Source organism: Pseudomonas sp. Sample_20 (genome assembly GCF_004307585.1).
GTDB lineage: Bacteria > Pseudomonadota > Gammaproteobacteria > Pseudomonadales > Pseudomonadaceae > Aquipseudomonas > Aquipseudomonas atacamensis.
The window spans coordinates 1-19,546 of record NZ_RCOA01000121.1 but is presented as its reverse complement, the minus strand read 5'-3'; the positions used below and the strand labels follow the sequence as shown (position 1 = coordinate 19,546).

Annotated in this window: 16 protein-coding genes; 11 read left to right on the top strand and 5 right to left on the bottom strand. The window is 58.7% G+C overall.

Translation table 11 applies throughout. The features are described from left to right. The first annotated feature begins 15 nt into the window (after positions 1-15). A complete protein-coding gene (wecB, locus tag D8U70_RS23515) occupies positions 16-1,116 on the top strand; it encodes a UDP-N-acetylglucosamine 2-epimerase (non-hydrolyzing) (RefSeq protein ID WP_130929852.1) in 1,101 nt (366 codons plus the stop codon). Positions 1,117-1,250: 134 nt separating this feature from the next. Further along, positions 1,251-2,216, top strand: coding sequence for a glycosyl transferase (locus tag D8U70_RS23510; RefSeq protein WP_241664684.1), 966 nt, complete (start codon positions 1,251-1,253; stop codon positions 2,214-2,216). Between the two features lie 162 nt (positions 2,217-2,378). Here D8U70_RS23510 and D8U70_RS23505 read toward each other — a convergent pair whose 3' ends face one another. Beyond that, positions 2,379-3,509, bottom strand: coding sequence for an acyltransferase (locus D8U70_RS23505; protein ID WP_130929850.1), 1,131 nt, complete (start codon positions 3,507-3,509; stop codon positions 2,379-2,381). A gap of 238 nt (positions 3,510-3,747) precedes the next feature. Between D8U70_RS23505 and D8U70_RS23500 the strand changes: the two genes are divergently transcribed. The 3 genes from D8U70_RS23500 to fabF all read left to right on the top strand — a co-directional run bounded on the left by D8U70_RS23500 (position 3,748) and on the right by fabF (position 7,668). After that, positions 3,748-5,742: a nucleoside-diphosphate sugar epimerase/dehydratase gene (locus tag D8U70_RS23500; RefSeq protein ID WP_130929849.1), complete on the top strand. Its 1,995-nt coding sequence runs from the start codon at positions 3,748-3,750 to the stop codon at positions 5,740-5,742. 110 nt (positions 5,743-5,852) lie between these two features. After that, a complete protein-coding gene (locus D8U70_RS23495) occupies positions 5,853-6,188 on the top strand; it encodes a helix-hairpin-helix domain-containing protein (RefSeq protein ID WP_122700150.1) in 336 nt (111 codons plus the stop codon). 205 nt (positions 6,189-6,393) lie between these two features. Further along, entirely contained in the window at positions 6,394-7,668 is a 1,275-nt protein-coding gene (fabF, locus tag D8U70_RS23490) for a beta-ketoacyl-ACP synthase II (protein WP_130929848.1), read from the top strand. Here the strand turns inward: fabF and D8U70_RS23485 are convergent. The 3 genes from D8U70_RS23485 to eat all read right to left on the bottom strand — a co-directional run bounded on the left by D8U70_RS23485 (position 7,665) and on the right by eat (position 10,021). Then, the gene (locus D8U70_RS23485; RefSeq protein WP_130929847.1) at positions 7,665-8,222 is read right to left on the bottom strand and encodes a TetR/AcrR family transcriptional regulator; all 558 of its coding nucleotides are present in this window, start codon (positions 8,220-8,222) and stop codon (positions 7,665-7,667) included. The genes fabF and D8U70_RS23485 overlap by 4 nt on opposite strands. A 137-nt stretch (positions 8,223-8,359) precedes the next feature. Then, positions 8,360-8,527, bottom strand: a complete 168-nt coding sequence (locus tag D8U70_RS23480; RefSeq protein ID WP_016770901.1) for a DUF2897 family protein — start codon at positions 8,525-8,527, stop codon at positions 8,360-8,362. Positions 8,528-8,656: 129 nt separating this feature from the next. Next, positions 8,657-10,021, bottom strand: coding sequence for an ethanolamine permease (gene eat / locus D8U70_RS23475; RefSeq protein ID WP_130929846.1), 1,365 nt, complete (start codon positions 10,019-10,021; stop codon positions 8,657-8,659). A gap of 423 nt (positions 10,022-10,444) precedes the next feature. On the opposite strand from eat, the gene kdpF reads away from it, so the two are divergent. The 6 genes from kdpF to D8U70_RS23445 all read left to right on the top strand — a co-directional run bounded on the left by kdpF (position 10,445) and on the right by D8U70_RS23445 (position 18,624). Then, positions 10,445-10,534 (top strand): K(+)-transporting ATPase subunit F, encoded by a 90-nt coding sequence (kdpF, locus tag D8U70_RS23470; RefSeq protein WP_007899818.1) that lies wholly within the window; start codon positions 10,445-10,447, stop codon positions 10,532-10,534. A gap of 8 nt (positions 10,535-10,542) precedes the next feature. Further along, on the top strand, positions 10,543-12,237 hold the full coding sequence (kdpA, locus tag D8U70_RS23465; protein WP_056788402.1) for a potassium-transporting ATPase subunit KdpA: 1,695 nt from the start codon (positions 10,543-10,545) through the stop codon (positions 12,235-12,237). Between the two features lie 10 nt (positions 12,238-12,247). Beyond that, complete coding sequence (gene kdpB / locus D8U70_RS23460; protein ID WP_130929845.1) at positions 12,248-14,305, top strand: potassium-transporting ATPase subunit KdpB; 2,058 nt, start codon at positions 12,248-12,250, stop codon at positions 14,303-14,305. A gap of 229 nt (positions 14,306-14,534) precedes the next feature. Further along, a complete protein-coding gene (gene kdpC, locus D8U70_RS23455) occupies positions 14,535-15,080 on the top strand; it encodes a potassium-transporting ATPase subunit KdpC (RefSeq protein WP_130929844.1) in 546 nt (181 codons plus the stop codon). Between the two features lie 145 nt (positions 15,081-15,225). Further along, complete coding sequence (locus D8U70_RS23450) at positions 15,226-17,877, top strand: sensor histidine kinase KdpD (protein WP_073472405.1); 2,652 nt, start codon at positions 15,226-15,228, stop codon at positions 17,875-17,877. 48 nt (positions 17,878-17,925) lie between these two features. After that, the gene (locus D8U70_RS23445) at positions 17,926-18,624 is read left to right on the top strand and encodes a response regulator (protein WP_056788412.1); all 699 of its coding nucleotides are present in this window, start codon (positions 17,926-17,928) and stop codon (positions 18,622-18,624) included. Between the two features lie 148 nt (positions 18,625-18,772). Here the strand turns inward: D8U70_RS23445 and D8U70_RS23440 are convergent. Continuing rightward, positions 18,773-19,546, bottom strand: a 774-nt coding sequence (locus tag D8U70_RS23440; RefSeq protein WP_130929843.1) for a patatin-like phospholipase family protein, incomplete at its 5' end; no start/stop codon positions are given.

Sequence of the window (19,546 nt, the reverse complement as noted above, 5' to 3'; positions counted from 1 at the left end):
TGTGGGAATACTCTTGTGAAACGAAAAATACTTTGCGTTGTTGGGACCCGTCCGGAAGCGATCAAAATGGCCCCGGTCATTCTGGCGTTGAAAAATGAGCCTTGGGCCGATGTGCGTGTTCTCGCTACCGCCCAGCATCGCCATATGCTTGATCAGGTCATGAGCTTTTTCGGTATTGAACAAGATATCGACCTGAACATCATGCGTCCAAACCAGGCCCTGACCACGTTGACTGCTCGTCTCCTGCTGGAAATGGATGATGTCCTGAGCGCCGAGAAGCCGGAGATCGTTCTGGTTCAGGGTGATACAACAACTGTAATGACCGTTGCCCTTGCCTGTTTCTACCACAGAATTCCAATTGGCCACGTAGAGGCTGGACTGCGCACCTGGGATATGCAGAACCCATTTCCGGAAGAAGCCAACCGCGTCATCGCTGGCAAGCTGGCTCGCTGGCACTTTGCACCCACCGAGGGCTCGCGCCAGAACCTGCTCCGTGAAGGTGTTCCCGATGCTGATATCATCGTCACTGGCAACACTGTAATCGATGCACTGCTGATGACAGCTGAAAAGGACCTGGATCTGGGAATCGAACTTGATCCGGGCAAGCGACTGGTGCTTGTGACCTCGCACCGCCGTGAAAACTTCGGTGAACCGTTTCTCAACATCTGCCGTGCATTGCGCACCTTGGCTGAGAATAACCCGGACGTGCAGTTCCTTTATCCGGTGCATCCAAACCCTAACGTCAAGGACGTTGCTCACGAACTGCTTGGTCCGGTAGCCAATTTCGTGCTGTGCGATCCATTGGAATATGCGCCGTTCGTAGCAGCTATGAAGCGTGCCTATCTGATTCTTACTGACTCGGGCGGTGTTCAGGAGGAAGCGCCTGCCTTGGGCAAGCCGGTTCTCGTCTTGCGCGAAGAAACAGAACGTCCAGAGGCTGTGGAGCACGGGGTTGTAAAACTGGTCGGTTCCAACTACGACGCAATTGTCAATGAAGCTCAACGCTTATTGGACGACGAAGCTGCCTATCGCGAGATGGCCCGTGGTGTTTCTCCTTATGGAGATGGGCACGGTGCAGAGCGCATCGTCAATTCGTTGCGAGAGTACTTCAGCTGATGTGTTTGATTTATTTGTCGCCTGTTCCTTGGGCAAGTTTTTCTCAGCGGCCTCACAAGTTTGTTGAGTGGTTTCACCGGCGCACGGGTCGACAAGTAATCTGGATAGAGCCGTATCCCACGCGTTTTCCAAAGTTGAGTGACCTGAGAAGAGGCAAAGGGGCGGGACAAGGAGCGAATCAATCAACACCTCAGTGGTTGCGACTGTTAACTCCCCGAGCCCTCCCCATTGAGCCTTTACCCGGTTCAGGATGGCTGAATGGTCGTTTCTGGTCGACCTTGATCAGAGATCTCAAATCTCAACTCGGCGATGAAGAGCCACTGATTGTTCTCGGGAAGCCCTCCGTTTTAGCATTGAAGTTGTTAGATTTTTTCAGTCCGGAACACTCGATCTACGATGCGATGGATGATTTTCCCGCGTTTTATTCCGGTTTGTCCCGCCAGGCGATGTCTCGGCGCGAAGTCCGTATAGTACAAGCCGTTGAGAGCGTATGGGTTTCAAGCACGGCTCTGAAGATTCGCTGGGAGCGGCAAAAAGCGCGTATCTGCTTTGTTCCCAATGCTCTTGACGAGGCTCTATTGCCTTTAGCACGTCAAGTTAAAACCGAACACCGACGCAAGGTTTTGGGCTACGTAGGGACTATAGGCGCGTGGTTCGACTGGGATTGGATTCTAGCGCTTGCAAAACTACGTTCCGGCGATGTCGTGCGCTTGATCGGGCCGATATTTTCTCCTGCCCCCTTTGAGTTGCCTTCAAATGTCGAGTTGTTGCCTCCTTGTTCTCATGCCGAAGCGTTGCAAGCAATGTGTGAGTTTGACGTAGGCCTTATTCCGTTCAAACGAAGTGAGCTAACAGTTTCTGTTGATCCTATCAAATACTACGAATATCGAGCGTTAGGGTTGCCAGTAGTATCGACTGATTTTGGAGAGATGGGATTCCGCGAGGGCGCTACTGGGACTTACATTAGTCGGTCAGTGATGGATATAGATCGCTTGCTTGTTGTTGCTACGGATTTTCAGGATGCTAGCGATAGTCGTCTCGATTTTATTGCCGAGAATACGTGGTCGGCGAGGTTTGATAGCGCGGGCATTCCGCTGTAGATGGTTCGGTCAGGGAATTTTCTGAGTTCCCATAAAATAACATCGCCTCAAGAATACACCGCTGTGCCGGCTATTCTTGAGGTCAATGTACAGCGGTATCACTAGATGAGGTTCTGCAAAGGTTACTAATGTGCTTTGACTTTAATGTCTTGGACTCGTGACCTATATGTCCCTTTGCTGTGCGTCCAGTTTTTTTGTATTGGCCGGCATGCTTCTAAACTTTCCAAGCACTCCAAGAACCACTTTCTGTGCTGGTTTTTCGATCAGTCCGTGGGCAATGGCAGCGGCCAGTAGGGAAGCTGCGTAGTAAGCGGCAAAAGCACTAGCGGAACTCAAGCCGGCCGTCAGGAAGGGATACATATCAAACAGTCGGATCACGACCTGATGAACCATGTACAGAGCAAAGCTGATTTCTCCCAGGTAAACCAGAGGTCGGGCCTGTAGCGCCTTGGAGATGAGTCCGCGTTGCTGCGCCAAGATTATGATTAGAAATGCGAATGCCAAGGCTCCGCCACAGTTAATAAACCAAATGGTCACTGGGGTATTGAGTTTTGCGGGAAGGTTAGAGAATAAGTGTAGATTTGGTGACCACATAGCAAAGGCCGCAATAACTATCGCAACTAACTCGAAACCGCTAAAGGATGCAGTTGGGGTGTGGGTGACTTTAAATATTTTCAAATAGATCTGGTAGGCGGCAATGCCAAGCATGAACTCGCTCAACCTAGTCAGTGGAGATATGTAAGTAGACCACGTCATTAAAGCTCCATCGCTGTCTTTAAAAGCGAAGAGCATCATCGCCGTAATGGCGATGGTGGTGACAAGTTTTATTTTCCAAGTGTTTTTAATGTTTAAGATTAGAAGTGGAAAAACCGCATAGAAAAATATCTCATTGGAAAGGCTCCAAGAAACGCCGTTCAATGAAAAATAGGTAGCTTGGTTGGGAACCCAAGACTGAAGAAGAGTAAAGTTAAGGAAGCTATCTCGAAGCGGTATGCTGTAGTTGTAGTGTTTCATTATCAAGATCACTGCAATGGCGGTGATCAAGTGAAGCGGCCAAATTCTTGCGAAACGACTGGCGTAGAACATTCCCAGTTCACGCCCCGATGTGATGGTCTTGTGAGTATGGGCCAGAATAAATCCCGATAGCACATAGAACATTGATACTGCTTGAGTGAGTGAAAAATCATCGAAGAACGCGAAGCCGCCGAAGCTTTGTTTTGAATGGAATATCACGACTAGTGCGGCTGCGAAGAACCGTAAAGATGTAAGTGAGTCAATTTGTCTTGCGCGCATTTTTTCATCCTATCCGCCAGCGGCGAAGGATGCCATGGCATCGATAGGACTTCAATGGCCCGAACGCAAACTGCTCAGCAGGCTGAGATTGTGCGAGTCATTGAGCCGAGTCGTTGTGGCCTACGAAATCAGGAACCGAATCAAGCTCCTGAGTGTTAAGCTACGCCTCGTGTAAGGATTCGATGGCCTTCTACACGAAGCATCCTATGAAAGCGGCCAGCCTTGTCGGTAGAGATTTATGGATAAATTACGCGACTTTCTGTTGAATCTGCCTCGCCGCCAGAAGCGGCTGATTCAGATAACCACTGACTTTCTTTTGGTGTGGGTATCGCTCTGGCTAGCTTTCATCGTCCGACTGGGCCTAGACGATATGTACAATCCCTTGCGCGTACATTTCTGGCTCTTTGCATGCGCACCAGTGATTGCTATTCCGCTTTTCATCCGATTCGGTATGTACCGTGCCGTAATGCGTTATTTTGGCAACGATGCGCTCATTGCGATTATCAAAGCGGTGAGCCTCTCCTCGCTTATTCTGGCGTTGGTTGTTTACTGGTACAGCAATCACGAAGCCGTCGTTCCGCGTTCTATCATCTTCAACTACTGGTGGTTAAGCCTCGTCATCATTGGCGGTTTGCGATTATTTATGCGCCAGTACTTCATGGGCGATTGGTTCAATGCCGCCCAGCATGTACCTTTCACAAATCGGGATGACGGATTGATCAAAGTCGCGATTTATGGTGCAGGTGTTGCAGGTAATCAATTGGTTGCTGCCCTAAGAATGGGACGCGTGATGAGGCCGGTGGCTTTTATTGACGACGATGCCAGTATCGCTGATCGCTCAATTTCTGGGCTTCAAGTATATAAGCCTAAACATATTCAACAGATGATCGACGTTACGGGAGCGCAGGAGATTCTTCTGGCCCTGCCGTCTTCAACGCGCGCCCGGCGAAGAGAGATTCTCAATTTCCTTGAACGGTATCCGCTTCATATACGTAGTGTTCCCAATTTCACTGACCTTGCCAGTGGAAGGGTAAAGGTTGAGGATATTCAGGAGATTGATATTGCTGATTTGCTAGGGCGTGATGCAGTACCCGCCCAGTCTGATCTGCTGGAGCGCTGCATCAGAGGCAAGACCGTAATGGTTACCGGGGCCGGTGGCTCGATTGGTACAGAGCTGTGCCGACAGATTTTTTCTCTGAAGCCAAACGTGCTTTTGCTATTCGAGCATAGCGAGTTCAATCTATACAGCATTTTGTCCGAGCTGGAACAACGAGGGATAAGGGAGTCCACGTCTGTCCGCTTATTGCCGATCCTCGGTTCAATACGCCATCCGGAGAAGTTGCTGGATGTAATGAAAACTTGGAAAGTGGATACTTTATATCACGCTGCCGCTTATAAACATGTGCCGATGGTCGAGCATAATATTGCCGAAGGGGTCTTTAATAATGCTATCGGAACGCTTAATACTGCCCAAGCGGCTTTGCAATCCGGTGTATCAAATTTTGTTTTAATATCTACCGATAAAGCAGTTCGCCCAACGAACGTCATGGGCGGTACCAAGCGCTTAGCTGAGTTGATCTTACAGGCTTTAAGTCTAGAGGTCGCGCCGGTTCTGTTCGGCGACAGCTCCAATGTTTCTCACGTTAACAAAACCCGTTTCACCATGGTCCGCTTCGGCAACGTGCTCGGCTCTTCCGGCTCTGTCATCCCGCTGTTCCATAGCCAAATCAAAGCCGGCGGGCCGTTGACCGTCACCCATCCAAAAATCACCCGCTATTTCATGACCATCCCCGAAGCCGCACAGTTGGTCATCCAAGCTGGCTCCATGGGGCAGGGCGGAGACGTCTTCGTGCTGGATATGGGCGAGCCGGTGCGGATCGTCGAACTCGCAGAAAAGATGATCCATCTCTCGGGCTTAAGCATCCGTTCGGAGCGCAATCCTCAAGGCGACATCTCCATAGAGTTCACCGGTTTGCGCCCAGGCGAGAAGCTGTACGAGGAGTTGCTGATCGGTGACAACGTCGCAGCTACGTCGCATCCGATGATCATGAGCGCCAATGAGGATCACCTTCCTTGGGACGTTCTGAAAGCCCGCTTGAATGAACTGCTCAAAGCCGTGGAAGCCGACGACTACACCCGCGTCCGCCAACTCCTGCGCGAAACCGTCTCTGGCTACACCCCCGATGGCGAAATCGTTGACTGGATCTACCAGCAACGCCGCCTCGAACCTTGATTATTTCACATCCTGTAACGCTCGCATTTTTGACTTCCCTCCATCATGACCTACGTTTGGAGAGCAGCTTGGGAAAAGCTGCTTTCTAAAACGATGATGGAGCGTCACTTATGCGTACCGGTTATTTCTACTCGCTGATTTTTGCTTTCCTCACCAGCGCCTCGATCGCTGCGATTGCTGCGCCTGTAGCGCCGACCGAGTCAACAAAAGCGCCGTTGCTGATGGATGCGGCTGCGCCCTCGGCAAGCGCGAAGGTCGATCTCAACGGCGCGGATGCGGCGACGTTGCAGAAGGAGTTGGCGGGTGTGGGTGAGGCGAAGGCTCAGGCGATTGTTGCGTATCGGGATACAAACGGGCCGTTCGCGTCGGTGGATGAGTTGCTGGAAGTGAAGGGGATTGGCAAGGCGATTCTGGATCGCAATCGTGAAAAGCTGGAAGTGAACTAAGCTGACAGTTCAACGCCGAGAGGCCGGTCATTGACCGGCCTTTTTATTGAGCGCTGAACGGGTGGATGCCTGAACGCTGAAAATTACGGGTATCATATTACGCCTTGATTATGCCTATAATAATTTCCATCGGGACTGATTCAGCAGTCGAATCGCAGCACACCGATGCACGTCGAATTTTGAATTGATAAGGGGTAACCACGGTATGAACCAACGTCGAGTCGTCGTCACGGGCACGGGCCTGGTTTCACCCTTGGGCAGTGATGTTGAAATCGTCTGGCAGCGTCTGCTGGCCGGGCGTTCCGGGTTGCGTAATCTGCCGGACGCTGTGGTGGCTGATCTGCCGACCCGGGTCGGCGGCAGTGTGCCGACGGTGGAGGAGGATGCCGAGGCCGGATTTGATCCGGATCGTGCGACGCCGCCCAAGGAACAGAAGAAAATGGATCGCTTCATCATGTTTGCCATGGAAGCGGCGCGGCAGGCGCTGGAGCAGGCCGGCTGGCATCCAGCCGACGCTGAAAGCCAGGAGCGCACTGCAACAATCATCGGCTCGGGTGTCGGTGGTTTCGGTGCCATTGCCGATGCGGTGCGTACCACCGACAGCCGTGGCCCTCGGCGTTTGTCGCCGTTCACCATTCCATCGTTTCTGGTCAATCTCGCGGCGGGTCATGTGTCGATCCAGCATGGCCTCAAAGGGCCGTTGGGCGCACCGGTTACCGCCTGTGCCGCCGGGGTTCAGGCGATCGGCGATGCAGCGCGGTTGATCAGGGCGGGGGAGGCGGACATCGCAGTATGTGGCGGTGCTGAAGCTTCGATCGATCGCGTCAGTCTCGCCGGTTTCGCTGCGGCACGGGCATTGTCCAGCGGCTACAACGACACCCCTGAGAAAGCCTCACGTCCATTCGATAGCGGGCGTGACGGTTTCGTAATGGGTGAGGGCGCTGGTCTGCTAGTCATCGAGTCGCTGGAGCATGCTCTGGCACGCGGTGCGAAGCCGCTGGCCGAACTGGTCGGTTACGGCACCACCGCCGACGCCTATCACCTGACCGCCGGGCCGGAAGATGGCAGTGGCGCTTGCCGGGCGATGCAATTGGCACTGGCTCAGGGCGGTGTAAAGCCGGAGCAGGTGCAGCATCTCAACGCACATGCGACGTCAACGCCGGTCGGTGACCTGGGCGAGTTGGCGGCGATCAAGGCGTTGTTTGGCACGCAGAACAAGATCGCCGTGACTTCGACCAAATCCGCCACCGGTCATTTGCTCGGCGCGGCGGGTGGGCTGGAGGCGATTTTCACGCTCCTGGCGATTCGTGATCAGCTGGTGCCGCCAACGCTTAACTTCGAAAACCCGGACCCGGCCAGCGTAGGTGTTGACATTGTCCATGGCGAAGCGCGATCAATGGCAATCGAATATGCATTGTCCAACGGCTTCGGTTTTGGCGGGGTCAATGCGAGCGTGTTGTTCAAGCGCTGGGAGGGTTAATCGCTCGATTGCTTTAGATGTTCGCGGGTGACGTCGAGGATGCGTTGAGCAAAGTCGGCATCCGCGACGCTGCGTGACAGCAGCAGTGCACCGGCCAGGGTCGCCATGATGACAATGCTGCGATCGGCGCTGTTCTCGCCATCGAGCGTGGCCTGAATTTGTTCGAGGCGAGCATTGAGGACTTCGTCACTGGTGGGGCTTGGCTGGCCGCGCAGGCCCAGCTCTGAGGAAATGGTCAGCAGTGGGCAGCCTTCGTGGGGCGAGGTCTGATGCCACTCCGACAGGTAGGTGTCGATGAACACTTGCAGCGGGTTTTCCTGCGCGAAGATTTCTTCGCACAGGCCCGCGACTTGCTCGCCGGCCTCTTGCAGGGCTTTTTCGACCAGTTCTTCCTTGGATTTGAAGTGCGAGTAGAAACCGCCATGGGTCAAGCCCAGGGCTTTCATCAAAGGCTGCAGGCCGGTGCCGCCGATACCGTCCTTGCGAAATCGGGCGGAAGCCTCCTTGATGATGCGTTGATGGGTCTGGGCTTTGTGATCTGGCGAGTAACGCATGTGGAGCTCTCCGCGACGATGCTGCCATCTTAACCACGGTAGATTAAATGGTGACTGTACTTCTAAAATCTAAACAGCCTGCGGGTAAGTCCGATTGTGCTGAAAAAACAAACCCCGCCATTGCGGCGGGGTTGGTATCAGCGGTCTTGTGCATCCTTGGCATCCGCTTCGGCATTGCGCTGTGCGACGCGCTTGCGTTCTTCATCGGTCAGTTCGACCTTGTTGGCGGTGTCGCGCAACATCATCAATCCGCCGACAATCGAGCCGATCGCAACGACCAGAATCAACCAGGCATACCAGGGCATAACGGCTCTCCTTAATGGCAGCTCGACGGGCGAGGACTTCGCCGTGCGATGCTGCATACCACCTTTGAGCGAAACGACTTCGCGGTGGTTCCATTCTAGGCCGCTTATGCCCGGCACACCCGAACCGTGTTACAGACCAGTCAACATCGCATCCGCCGGCGCATCGGCGCGCAGTTGCCCGGTGAGCATGAAGTAGCAGAACCCCACCGCCATGAAACCGAGGAAAATCAGCCCGATCAGTGTGTTGAACCACGCCATCGCCACCAGGCAAACCAACGCCAGCACCAGCGCGATCAGTGGAACCAGCGGATAGCATGGTGCACGGAAAGTACGCTCAAGATTCGGCTCCGACTTACGCAGTTTGAACAGGCTGAGCATGCTCATGATGTACATCACGATGGCGCCGAACACGGCCATGGTGATCATCGCGGCGGTGAGTGTCATGCCGCCGAGGTTGATCAGACCGTCGCTGTAGATCGCCGCGATGCCGATAAGGCCGCCAGCGATGATTGCGCGGTGCGGGGTCTGGAAGCGCGACAGTTTTGCCAATGAGGCAGGCAGGTAACCGGCGCGGGCGAGGGCGAAGAATTGCCGCGAATAACCAAGGATGATGCCGTGGAAACTGGCGACCAGGCCGAACAGGCCGATCCACACCAGCATGTGCAGCCAGCCGGAGTTGTCGCCGACCACGGTTTTCATCGCCTGCGGCAGTGGGTCGTTGATGTTGGACAAGGTGCGCCAGTCGCCGACGCCGCCGGCGAAGAACATCACGCCCATGGCCAGCAACACCAGGGTCAGGATGCCGCTGATGTAGGCTTTCGGGATCGTGCGTTTCGGGTCCTTGGCTTCTTCGGCGGCCATGGCGGCGCCTTCGATAGCTAGGAAGAACCAGATTGCAAACGGGATCGCCGCGAACATCCCGGCAATCGCCGGCGCGCCGAAGACGTCGGAACCGGCCCAGCCATTCAGGGCGAAGTTGCTGAAGCTGAACGCCGGCGCGACCACGCCCATGAACACCAGCAACTCAGCCACCGCCAGCACGCAGACGATCAGCTCGAACGTCGCGGCCAGTTTCACCCCGAGAATATTCAGGCCCATGAACACGATGTAGGCGCCAACCGCTGCGTGTTTAGGGTCGAGCGCCGGAAATTGCACATTGAGATACGCGCCAATCGCCAAGGCAATCGCTGGCGGGGCGAAGACGAATTCGATCAGTGTGGCCAGTCCGGCGATCAATCCGCCTTTTTCGCCAAACGCGCGGCGGCTGTAGGCAAACGGCCCGCCGGCATGGGGAATCGCGGTGGTCAGTTCGGTGAAACTGAAGATGAAGCAGGTGTACATGGTCGCGACCATGAATGAAGTCACCAGAAAACCCAGCGTACCGGCCACGCCCCAGCCGTAACTCCAGCCGAAATATTCCCCGGAAATCACCAGCCCCACGGCAATGCCCCACAGGTGCAACGTGCCCAGCGTGGGTTTGAGTTGTGTGTTCATGCGCTTGCTCCCGCAATGGTTGGAAAGCTCGGGAGAGGGCGTGTGCAGTGGGCGTGCCATTACGCTGAAACAAGTCGTAATGAGTCCAAAGCTGTCGCAGCGGGGATGTTCGCAGCTGGATGAGCGTTTTTTGTGCGCCAGTTGGGAGCAGCGGAGTCTGTTATGCCGCCTTCGCGGGCAAGCCCGCTCCCACAGGGTTCTGCGTCGTCCGCTGAATTTGATTCCAGCGCATAACCTGTGGGAGTCGGGCTTGCCCGCGATGAGGTCCGACCTGACGCTGCAAAAACCTGCTGTAAAGCCCGCATAAACCCACTCTTTACGCTTTCTTTATGACCCACGCCGGCCCTCGCTCTCGTTCCTTTACAGCCTCCTTCCCGACAATCCCTCCACACACGGCAATACGCCGTTACACGGAGATCTTCCATGAGCGTTCTGGACGGGGTGTCACTGCTGTTGGCAGTGGGGCTGTTCATTTATCTGTTGGTTGCGCTGTTGCGCGCGGACCGGAACTAGGAGCGGCTATGCACAGTTATGACTATTGGCTGATCCTCGGGTTTTTTGCGCTGGTTCTGCTGCCGGCGCCGTTCCTTGGGCGCTTCTATTACAAGGTCATGGAGGGCCAGCGCACCTGGCTGACGCCGATTCTCGGCCCGGTCGAGCGCGGTTGCTATCGTCTTGCCGGGGTCGATGCGCAGGCGGAGCAGAGCTGGCAGAAGTACACGCTGGCGCTGCTGGCGTTCAACCTTGCCGGTTTCCTGCTGCTGTTTGCGATTCTGCTGTTCCAGGATCACCTGCCGCTGAACCCGCAAAACCTGCCGGGCCAGGAATGGACCCAGGCGTTCAACACCGCGGTCAGTTTCATGACCAACACCAACTGGCAGTCCTATAGCGGTGAAGCGACCCTCAGCTACCTGAGCCAGATGGTCGGTCTCACCGTGCAGAACTTCGTCAGCGCCGCCACCGGCCTGGCCGTGCTGGTCGCGCTGTGCCGTGGCATCGGCCGTAAGTCGGCGCAGACCCTCGGCAACTTCTGGGTCGACATGACCCGCGCCACCCTCTATGGCCTGCTGCCGCTGTGCTTGCTGCTGGCGCTGTATCTGGTCTGGCAGGGCGTGCCACAAACCTTCGCGCAGTATGTAAATGCCGTGACCCTGCAAGGCGTCGATCAGGTGATCCCGCTCGGCCCGGCCGCCAGCCAGATTGCGATCAAGCAGCTGGGCACCAACGGTGGCGGTTTCTTCGGGGTCAACTCGGCGCATCCTTTCGAGAACCCGACCGCGTGGAGCAACCTGTTCGAAGTCGCTTCGATCATTCTGATCCCGGTGGCGCTGGTGTTCACCTTCGGCCATTACGTCAAGGATCTGCGTCAGAGCCGCGCGATCATCGCCTGCATGCTGGCGTTGTTCCTGATTGGCGGCGCGACCTCGCTGTGGGCCGAGTATCAGCCGAATCCGACCCTGAACAACGCCGCTGTCGAGCAGACTGCGCCGCTGGAAGGCAAGGAAGCGCGCTTCGGTACCACCGCGACGGTGCTGTGGTCGGTGACCACGACGGCGGCTTCGAACGGTTCGGTCAACGGCATGCACGACAGCCTCAACCCGCTCAGCGGTATGGTCGCGCTGGTCAACATGATGGTCGGCGAAGTGATCTTCGGCGGTGTCGGCGCGGGGCTCTACGGCATGTTGCTCAACGTGCTGATCGCGGTGTTCCTCGCCGGTCTGATGATCGGTCGGACGCCGGAATACCTCGGCAAGAAGCTTCAAGCGCGTGAGGTGCAATTGTTGGTGGTGACGCTGCTGGTGATGCCGGTCGGCGTGCTGGTGCTCGGCGCGATTGCCGCCACGGTTCCCAGCGCTGCGGCAACCATCAGCAACCCCGGCGCGCATGGTTTCAGTCAGTTGCTCTATGCCTACACCTCGGCGAGCGCCAACAACGGTTCGGCATTTGGTGGCCTGGGCGCGAACACGCCGTTCCACAACCTGATGCTCGGCCTGGGCATGTTGATCGGCCGCTTCGGCTACATCCTGCCGGTGCTGGCACTGGCCGGTAGCCTGGCGATGAAGAAAAGCGCACCGGTCGGCCAGAACAGCTTCCCGACCCACGGCCCGCTGTTCGTGACCCTGTTGACCGTGACCATTTTGCTGGTGGGCGGCCTGACGTTCTTGCCGACGCTGGCGCTCGGTCCTATCGCCGAACATTTAAGTATGGGCTTCTAAGGAATCCATCATGAATATGCCTGCAATCAAACCCGCCGCCGTCAAAGCGCCGGAACAAGCCAAAACCGCGATCTCGGCCCTGTGGCGTCCGGCGCTGGTGCAAGCCTTCGTCAAGCTCGACCCACGGCAGCTGGCCCGTTCGCCAGTGATGCTGGTGGTCGAACTGACGGCGATTTTCACCACCGTGCTGTGCTTCCTTCCGGATGCCGACGTGCCTACCTTCGTCGCCGCGCAAATCGCCCTGTGGCTGTGGTTCACCGTGCTGTTCGCCAACTTCGCCGAGGCCTTGGCCGAAGGTCGTGGCAAGGCTCGCGCCGACAGCCTCAAGGCCGGCAGTGAAGGCCTCAGCGCCCGTTGCCGCCAGGCTGATGGCAGCTTCAAGATCGTGCCGGCTGCCAATCTGCGCAAGGGCGACGTGGTGCGAGTCGAAGCCGGGGAAATGATCCCCGGTGACGGCGAAGTCATCGAAGGTATTGCGGCGGTCAACGAAGCGGCGATCACTGGCGAATCGGCGCCGGTGATCCGCGAGTCTGGCGGCGACCGCTCCGCCGTCACCGGCAACACGCGGTTGGTGTCCGACTGGCTGCTGGTGAAGATCACCACCAACCCTGGTGAATCGACCCTCGACCGCATGATCGCCCTGGTCGAAGGCGCCAAGCGTCAGAAGACCCCGAACGAAGTCGCGCTGGATATCCTGCTGATCGGCCTGACCCTGATCTTTCTGCTGGTGGTCGTCACCCTGCAACCGTTCGCGCATTTCGCCAACGGCAGCCTGCCGCTGGTATTCCTCGTGGCGTTATTGGTCACGCTGATCCCGACCACCATCGGCGGTCTGCTGTCGGCCATCGGTATCGCCGGGATGGATCGACTGGTGCGCCTGAATGTGATCGCCAAATCCGGTCGCGCGGTGGAGGCGGCGGGTGACGTGCATGTGCTGTTGCTCGACAAGACCGGCACCATCACCTTCGGCAACCGTCGTTGCAGCGCGGTGTATGCCGCGCCGGGTGTGACCGGCCGTGAGCTGGCCGAGGGCGCGTTGTTTGCCTCGCTGGCCGACGAAACCGCTGAAGGCAAGTCGATCGTCGAGTTCCTTCGTGGCCTGCATCCGCAACCGGAGCCGGGCCCGGAAACCCTGACCGCCGTGCCGTTCAGCGCGGAAACCCGCTTGTCCGGCGTCGATTATCAGGGCCGCGTGTATCGCAAAGGTGCGGTGGATTCGCTGCTGGCGTTTCTCGGTCAGCAACGTAGCGATCTGGCCCCGGCGCTGGCGCGGGAAATCGACAAGATTGCCCAGAGCGGTGGCACGCCGTTGCTGGTCTGTGCAGACGGTAAGTTGCTTGGCGCGATCCATCTCAAGGACGTGGTCAAACCAGGCATCCGCGAGCGTTTCGCCGAGCTGCGCAAACTGGGGATTCGCACGGTGATGGTCACCGGCGACAACCCGCTGACCGCTGCTGCGATCGCCGCTGAAGCCGGCGTCGACGATGTGCTCGCCGAAGCCACGCCGGAGAAAAAACTCGCGCGGATCCGTCACGAGCAGAACGACGGTCGCCTGGTCGCCATGTGCGGCGACGGCGCCAACGACGCCCCGGCGCTGGCTCAGGCCGACGTCGGCATGGCCATGAACGATGGCACGCAAGCGGCACGCGAAGCGGCGAACATGGTCGACCTCGACAGCGACCCGACCAAGCTGCTCGACGTGGTGCAGATCGGCAAGGAATTGCTGGTGACCCGTGGCGCGCTGACGACCTTTTCCATCGCCAACGACATCGCCAAATACTTCGCGATTCTGCCGGCGCTGTTCGCCTCGATTTACCCGCAACTGGGCGTGCTGAACATCATGCACCTGAGCAGTCCGCAGAGCGCGATTCTCTCGGCCATTGTCTTCAACGCTTTGATCATCGTTGTGCTGATTCCATTGGCATTGCGCGGTGTGCGCGTGCAAGCAGCGAGTGCGGCGGCGTTGTTGCGGCGCAATCTGCTGATCTATGGCGTCGGCGGGATTGTCGTGCCGTTCGTGGGGATCAAGGTGATCGACATGCTGCTTACGGCGTTGCATCTGGTGTGAGGCTGAAAAGAGCCCCTCACCCTAACCCTCTCCCGGGGGGAGAGGGGACTGACCGAGGTGTTTGTGCGAGGTTCGCCGACCTGAAATTCCGAGCCTAACTCGGGTTTTGAACAGCACAAGGATCGGCTCCCTTTCCCCCTCGCCCCCTTGGGGGAGAGGGCTGGGGTGAGGGGGAAAAATCTCCCTGACACCCCGCAAAAGTTTGCCCAACGAATTCGAGGATTTTGAAATGTCCACAATGATACGCCCGGCCCTGACCCTGTTGGCGCTGATGACCCTGATCACCGGCGTCGCCTATCCACTCGCGGTTACCGGCATCGCCCAAGTCGCTTTCCCGGCTCAGGCCAATGGCAGCCTGATCCACGACGCCGACGGCAAAGTCCGCGGCTCGTCGCTGATCGCCCAGGATTTCAGCGGCGACAACTGGTTCCACCCACGCCCGTCCGCCGGGGCTTTTGCCACGGTCGCCAGCGGCGCCAGTAACCTCGCGCCAAGCAATCCGTCCCTGGCGACCCGCGTAATCGAAGACGCGCAAAAACAACAAGTCGCTGGGCAGGGGCCGGTGCCATTGGCCTTGCTGACCACCTCCGCCAGCGGCCTCGATCCGCACTTGCCACCGGCAGCAATTGCCTATCAACTGGCGCGTGTCGCGGCGGCGCGCAACCTGCCGGTGTCGACCTTGCAGCAATTGCTCGATAAGCACATCGAACAGCCACTGGTAGGACCGCCGGTGGTGAATGTGCTGGAGCTGAACCTGGCACTGCAAAACCTGTAACTCAGTTGATACTGATCGTTCCCTCGCTCTGCGTGGGAATGCATCAATAGACGCTCTGCGTCTGCTTTTATGGGACGCAGAGCGTCCCGGACTGCATTCCCACGCAGAGCGTGGGAACGATCATTCGTAAGAGAGAGCATCAAGCATGAGCGACTCCGGCCGCGCCGACGCACTGTTAGCAGACCTGCCCCGCGATGGCCGTGGCCGGCTCAAGGTTTTTCTCGGCGCGGCGCCCGGGGTCGGCAAGACCTACGCCATGCTTCAGGCGGCGCACACGCAACTGCGCCAAGGCGTGAAGGTTCTCGCCGGCGTGGTCGAAACCCATGGCCGCGCCGAAACCGAAGCCTTGCTCGGTGGCCTGCCGCAGCAACCACTGGTGCGCAGCGAATACCGTGGCGTGCTGCTTGAAGAAATGGACCTCGACGGCATTCTCGCCGCCAAGCCGAAGCTTGTGCTGGTCGATGAACTGGCCCACAGCAACGCCCCCGGCAGCCGTCACGCCAAGCGCTGGCAAGACATTCAGGAACTGCTCGCCGCCGGCATCGACGTGTTCACCACGGTCAACGTCCAGCACCTGGAAAGCCTCAACGATCAGGTGCGCGGCATCACCGGCGTGCAGGTGCGCGAAACCCTGCCGGACTGGGTTTTGCAGGAAGCTTTCGAGCTGCTGCTGATCGACTTGCCGCCGCGTGAATTGCTTGAGCGTCTGCGCGAGGGCAAGGTCTACGTGCCGGAACAGGCCCGCGCTGCGATCGACGCCTTTTTCACCCAGACTAACCTCACCGCACTGCGCGAACTGGCAATGCAGACCGCCGCCGCGCAGGTCGACAACGATCTGGCCCAAGGCTATCGCCAACTCGGCCAGGCCGCGCCGGCGGTGCGCGGGCGTTTGCTGGTCGGCATCGATGGCGATGCGCAGGCCGAACGGCTGGTGCGTCACGCCAGCCGCGTCGCCCAGCGTCGGCATCTGCCGTGGAGTCTGGTGCATGTCGACAACGGCAGTGCCCGTGACGAGCAATCGCGGTTGCGTTTGCAAAGCGCCCAGCAACTGGCCGAACGCCTTGGTGGCGAAGTGGTGCTGTTGCGTGCCGGCGAAGTGGCGAAAACTCTGATTCAACACGCCGCCGAGCGCCGCGCCAGTCTGTTGCTGGTCGGCCAGTCGCGGCCGCGCTTGCGCCGTCGACTGTTCGGCGGTGGTCTGGCGGCGCGCCTGCTGCGTCAGGCGCACGGTCTGGAAATCAACGTGCTCGACAGTGATCACGAGCAGCACCAACCGCGCCCGCGTAATTCAGTCACGCTGGTGTGGTTCGACTACGCGCTGGCGCTGGTCGCGACGTTGTTGGCCACGGCCTTGGCCTGGGCGGTATCGAGTGTGTTGCCGCTGCCGAACATTTCGCTGGTGTTTCTCGCGGCGGTGTTGCTGGTGGCGGTGCGCAGCAGCCTCGGCCCGGCGCTGGCCTGTGCGGCGTTGTCGTTTCTGACCTACGATTTTCTGTTCATTCCACCGAATTTCTCCTTCAGCATTCAGCGCGAAGAAGACGTGCTGACGCTGCTGTTCTTCCTGTTGATGGCGGCGCTCACCGGCAACCTCGCGGCGCGTCAGCGGCGGCAGTTGCAGGCCTTGCGCGATACCCAGGAAGAGACCAGCGAACTGCTCGACCTGTCGCGCAAACTCACCGCCGCGACGGATCGCCAAGCCGTGATCAGCGCTGCCGCGCAACACCTCGAAGGCTGGAGCGATGTGCAATTGTGCTTGCTCAACCGCGACGGCCAGGGCGGCTGGAAAGTCGAAACCGGCGGGCCGCTGCAATTCACCGAGGCCGAACGCGCCGCCGCCGATTGGGCCTGGCAACACGATCAACCGGCGGGCAAGGGCACCGGTACCTTGCCGCTGGGGCGTTGGTGGTGGTGGCCGTTGTCGGTCGAGGACGGGCCGCTGGCGTTGCTCGGTGTTTGCGCCAAGGAAGGCCAGAGCTTGAGCGGTCAGCGCCGGCGTTTGCTCACTGCGCTGAGCCAGCCGCTGGCGCAAGCCCTGGCCCGCGCGCAATTGGCCGATGACCTCGAAGCGGCGCGTCTGCACGGCGAAACCGAACAGTTGCGCAGCGCCTTGCTGGCCTCGGTGTCCCACGATTTGCGCACGCCGCTGACGGCCATGCGCGGCAGCATCGACAGCCTGCTGGCCCTCGGCGAAGCGATCCCGCTGGAAGATCGCCGCGAGCTGCTCGAAGGCACCCGCGATGAGGCCGAACGCCTCGACCGCTACATCCAGAACCTGCTCGACATGACCCGCCTCGGCCACGGCGCCCTGAAGCTGGCGCGGGACTGGGTATCGCCGGCCGATATCGTCGGCAGTTCGCTCAATCGCCTGCGCGCCGTGCTGGCGCCGCTGCAGGTCAGCACCGAAGTGCCGGCCGAGCTGCCGTTGCTGTATGTGCACGCGGCGTTGATCGAGCAGGCGCTGGTCAATGTGCTGGAGAACGCCGCGCGCTTTTCCCCCAGCCACGGTCGCCTGCAACTGCGCGCCGGCGCCGATGAGCAGGAGATTTTCTTTGCGGTCAGCGATGAAGGCCCGGGGATCCCTGAAGAGGACCGAGCGAAGATTTTCGACATGTTCTACACCGCCGCGCGCGGTGATCGCGGCGGGCAGGGCACGGGGTTGGGGCTGGCGATCTGTCAGGGCATGGTCGGCGCCCACGGTGGGCGCATTTCCGTGGCTGACGGCATCGATGGGCGCGGCACCTGCATCACCTTGCATCTGCCGTTGCAGGCGCAACCGGGGATGGACGGTGAAGCTTGAAGTCGACTGCGCTACTCTCTTGCCAATCTATTGTGTTGATGTGAATTCATGAGCCAGACCGCGACCATTTTGGTCATCGACGACGAACCGCAGATTCGCAAATTCCTGCGCATCAGCCTCGCTTCACAAGGCTACAAAGTGCTCGAAGCCGGCACCGGCGCTGAAGGCCTGGCGCAAGCTGCGCTGAGCAAACCGGACCTGGTGGTGCTCGACCTCGGGTTGCCGGACATGGACGGTCAGCAGGTCCTGCGCGAACTGCGCGAGTGGGCGACCACGCCAGTGCTGGTGCTGTCGGTGCGCGCCAGTGAAGGGCAGAAGGTCGAAGCGCTGGATGGCGGCGCCAATGACTATGTGACCAAACCGTTCGGCATCCAGGAATTTCTCGCCCGGGTCCGCGCGTTGTTGCGTCAGGCACCGGCGGGGGAGGCGCAGCCAGCGGCGCTGAGTTTCGGCCCTCTGACCGTGGATCTGGCCTATCGGCGCGTGCTGCTCGACGGTGCCGAAGTCGCCCTGACCCGCAAGGAGTATGCGGTGCTCGCGCAACTGGCGCGGCATCCGGGGCGGGTGATCACCCAGCAGCAATTGCTCAAGGATATCTGGGGGCCGACGCACACCGAGGACAGTCATTACCTGCGCATCGTGGTCGGGCATCTGCGGCAGAAACTGGCGGATGACCCGACCCGGCCACGGTTTATTGTGACTGAGGCGGGGGTTGGGTATCGGTTGTTGAGTGCTGATGGGTTGTAGTTTTGTGTTGTATGGTCGGGCGCCATCGCGGGCAAGCCCGCTCCCACAGTGAGCTATGTATCACCCAGATTTCATTTCCCCCGAGAACCCTGTGGGAGCGGGCTTGCCCGCGATGAGGCCGGAACATTCACCCACAGCCTTCAGGTAATCAACCCTGCTCCTGCTCATACCGATCCAGCGTATCACTGGCAATCTGTCTGCCCAGCGCGATCAACTCCGGCGCCTTGTAGAACTCGAAAAACCGGCATACCCGCTTCGGCACGTTGATCAGGATGTCCGGCGGATACCCGGCAATCTTGTACTGCGCCAGTGAGGTCTGCATCACCTCGAAACTCTGGTTGATCAGATCCAGCAACGACGCCGGCCCGACGTTATCGATGATGAACGAACCGGTGGCGGATTTCGGCGCGCCTTCGCGTTCCGGCGCGGCGGCCGGTTGTTGGCTTTCCGGTTCGACGCCTTCGAGCCACGGATTGATCTCCGCCGCCTCGGCGCGCAACGCTTCCTGTTCCAGCTTCAACAATTGCTCGGCCTGTTTACGCCGGAATGGCAACTTCGAACCCATGGATTTGATCAGACTGTCGAAGCGCGAACGAAACGCCGCTGGCCGCTCGATCACCGGCAACTTGTACTGGCGCTGATTGGTGGCGTTGAGGTTGACCGCGATGATCAGATCGCAGTGGCTCGACACCACCGGAACGATCGGCAACGGATTGAGAATGCCGCCATCGACCAGCATGCGGTTGCCCTGCATCACCGGGGTAAACAGGCTGGGAATCGCCGCCGAGGCGCGCATGGCCTGATGCAGGCAGCCTTCCTGAAACCAGATTTCCTGCTGGTTGGTCAGATCGGCGGCGACGGCGGTGTAGGGGATGCGCAGGTCTTCGATGTTGATCTCGCCGACGATCTTGCGAATCTGCCC

What these genes read in the sequence shown, in the direction of transcription:
- D8U70_RS23505 (WP_130929850.1), bottom strand. Translation starts at nt 3,509, where the DNA reads ATGCGCGCAAGACAAATTGACTCACTTACATCTTTACGGTTCTTCGCA.
- D8U70_RS23500 (WP_130929849.1), top strand. Translation starts at nt 3,748, where the DNA reads ATGGATAAATTACGCGACTTTCTGTTGAATCTGCCTCGCCGCCAGAAG.
- D8U70_RS23495 (WP_122700150.1), top strand. Translation starts at nt 5,853, where the DNA reads ATGCGTACCGGTTATTTCTACTCGCTGATTTTTGCTTTCCTCACCAGC.
- fabF (WP_130929848.1), top strand. Translation starts at nt 6,394, where the DNA reads ATGAACCAACGTCGAGTCGTCGTCACGGGCACGGGCCTGGTTTCACCC.
- D8U70_RS23485 (WP_130929847.1), bottom strand. Translation starts at nt 8,222, where the DNA reads ATGCGTTACTCGCCAGATCACAAAGCCCAGACCCATCAACGCATCATC.
- D8U70_RS23480 (WP_016770901.1), bottom strand. Translation starts at nt 8,527, where the DNA reads ATGCCCTGGTATGCCTGGTTGATTCTGGTCGTTGCGATCGGCTCGATT.
- eat (WP_130929846.1), bottom strand. Translation starts at nt 10,021, where the DNA reads ATGAACACACAACTCAAACCCACGCTGGGCACGTTGCACCTGTGGGGC.
- kdpF (WP_007899818.1), top strand. Translation starts at nt 10,445, where the DNA reads ATGAGCGTTCTGGACGGGGTGTCACTGCTGTTGGCAGTGGGGCTGTTC.
- kdpA (WP_056788402.1), top strand. Translation starts at nt 10,543, where the DNA reads ATGCACAGTTATGACTATTGGCTGATCCTCGGGTTTTTTGCGCTGGTT.
- kdpB (WP_130929845.1), top strand. Translation starts at nt 12,248, where the DNA reads ATGAATATGCCTGCAATCAAACCCGCCGCCGTCAAAGCGCCGGAACAA.
- kdpC (WP_130929844.1), top strand. Translation starts at nt 14,535, where the DNA reads ATGTCCACAATGATACGCCCGGCCCTGACCCTGTTGGCGCTGATGACC.
- D8U70_RS23450 (WP_073472405.1), top strand. Translation starts at nt 15,226, where the DNA reads ATGAGCGACTCCGGCCGCGCCGACGCACTGTTAGCAGACCTGCCCCGC.
- D8U70_RS23445 (WP_056788412.1), top strand. Translation starts at nt 17,926, where the DNA reads ATGAGCCAGACCGCGACCATTTTGGTCATCGACGACGAACCGCAGATT.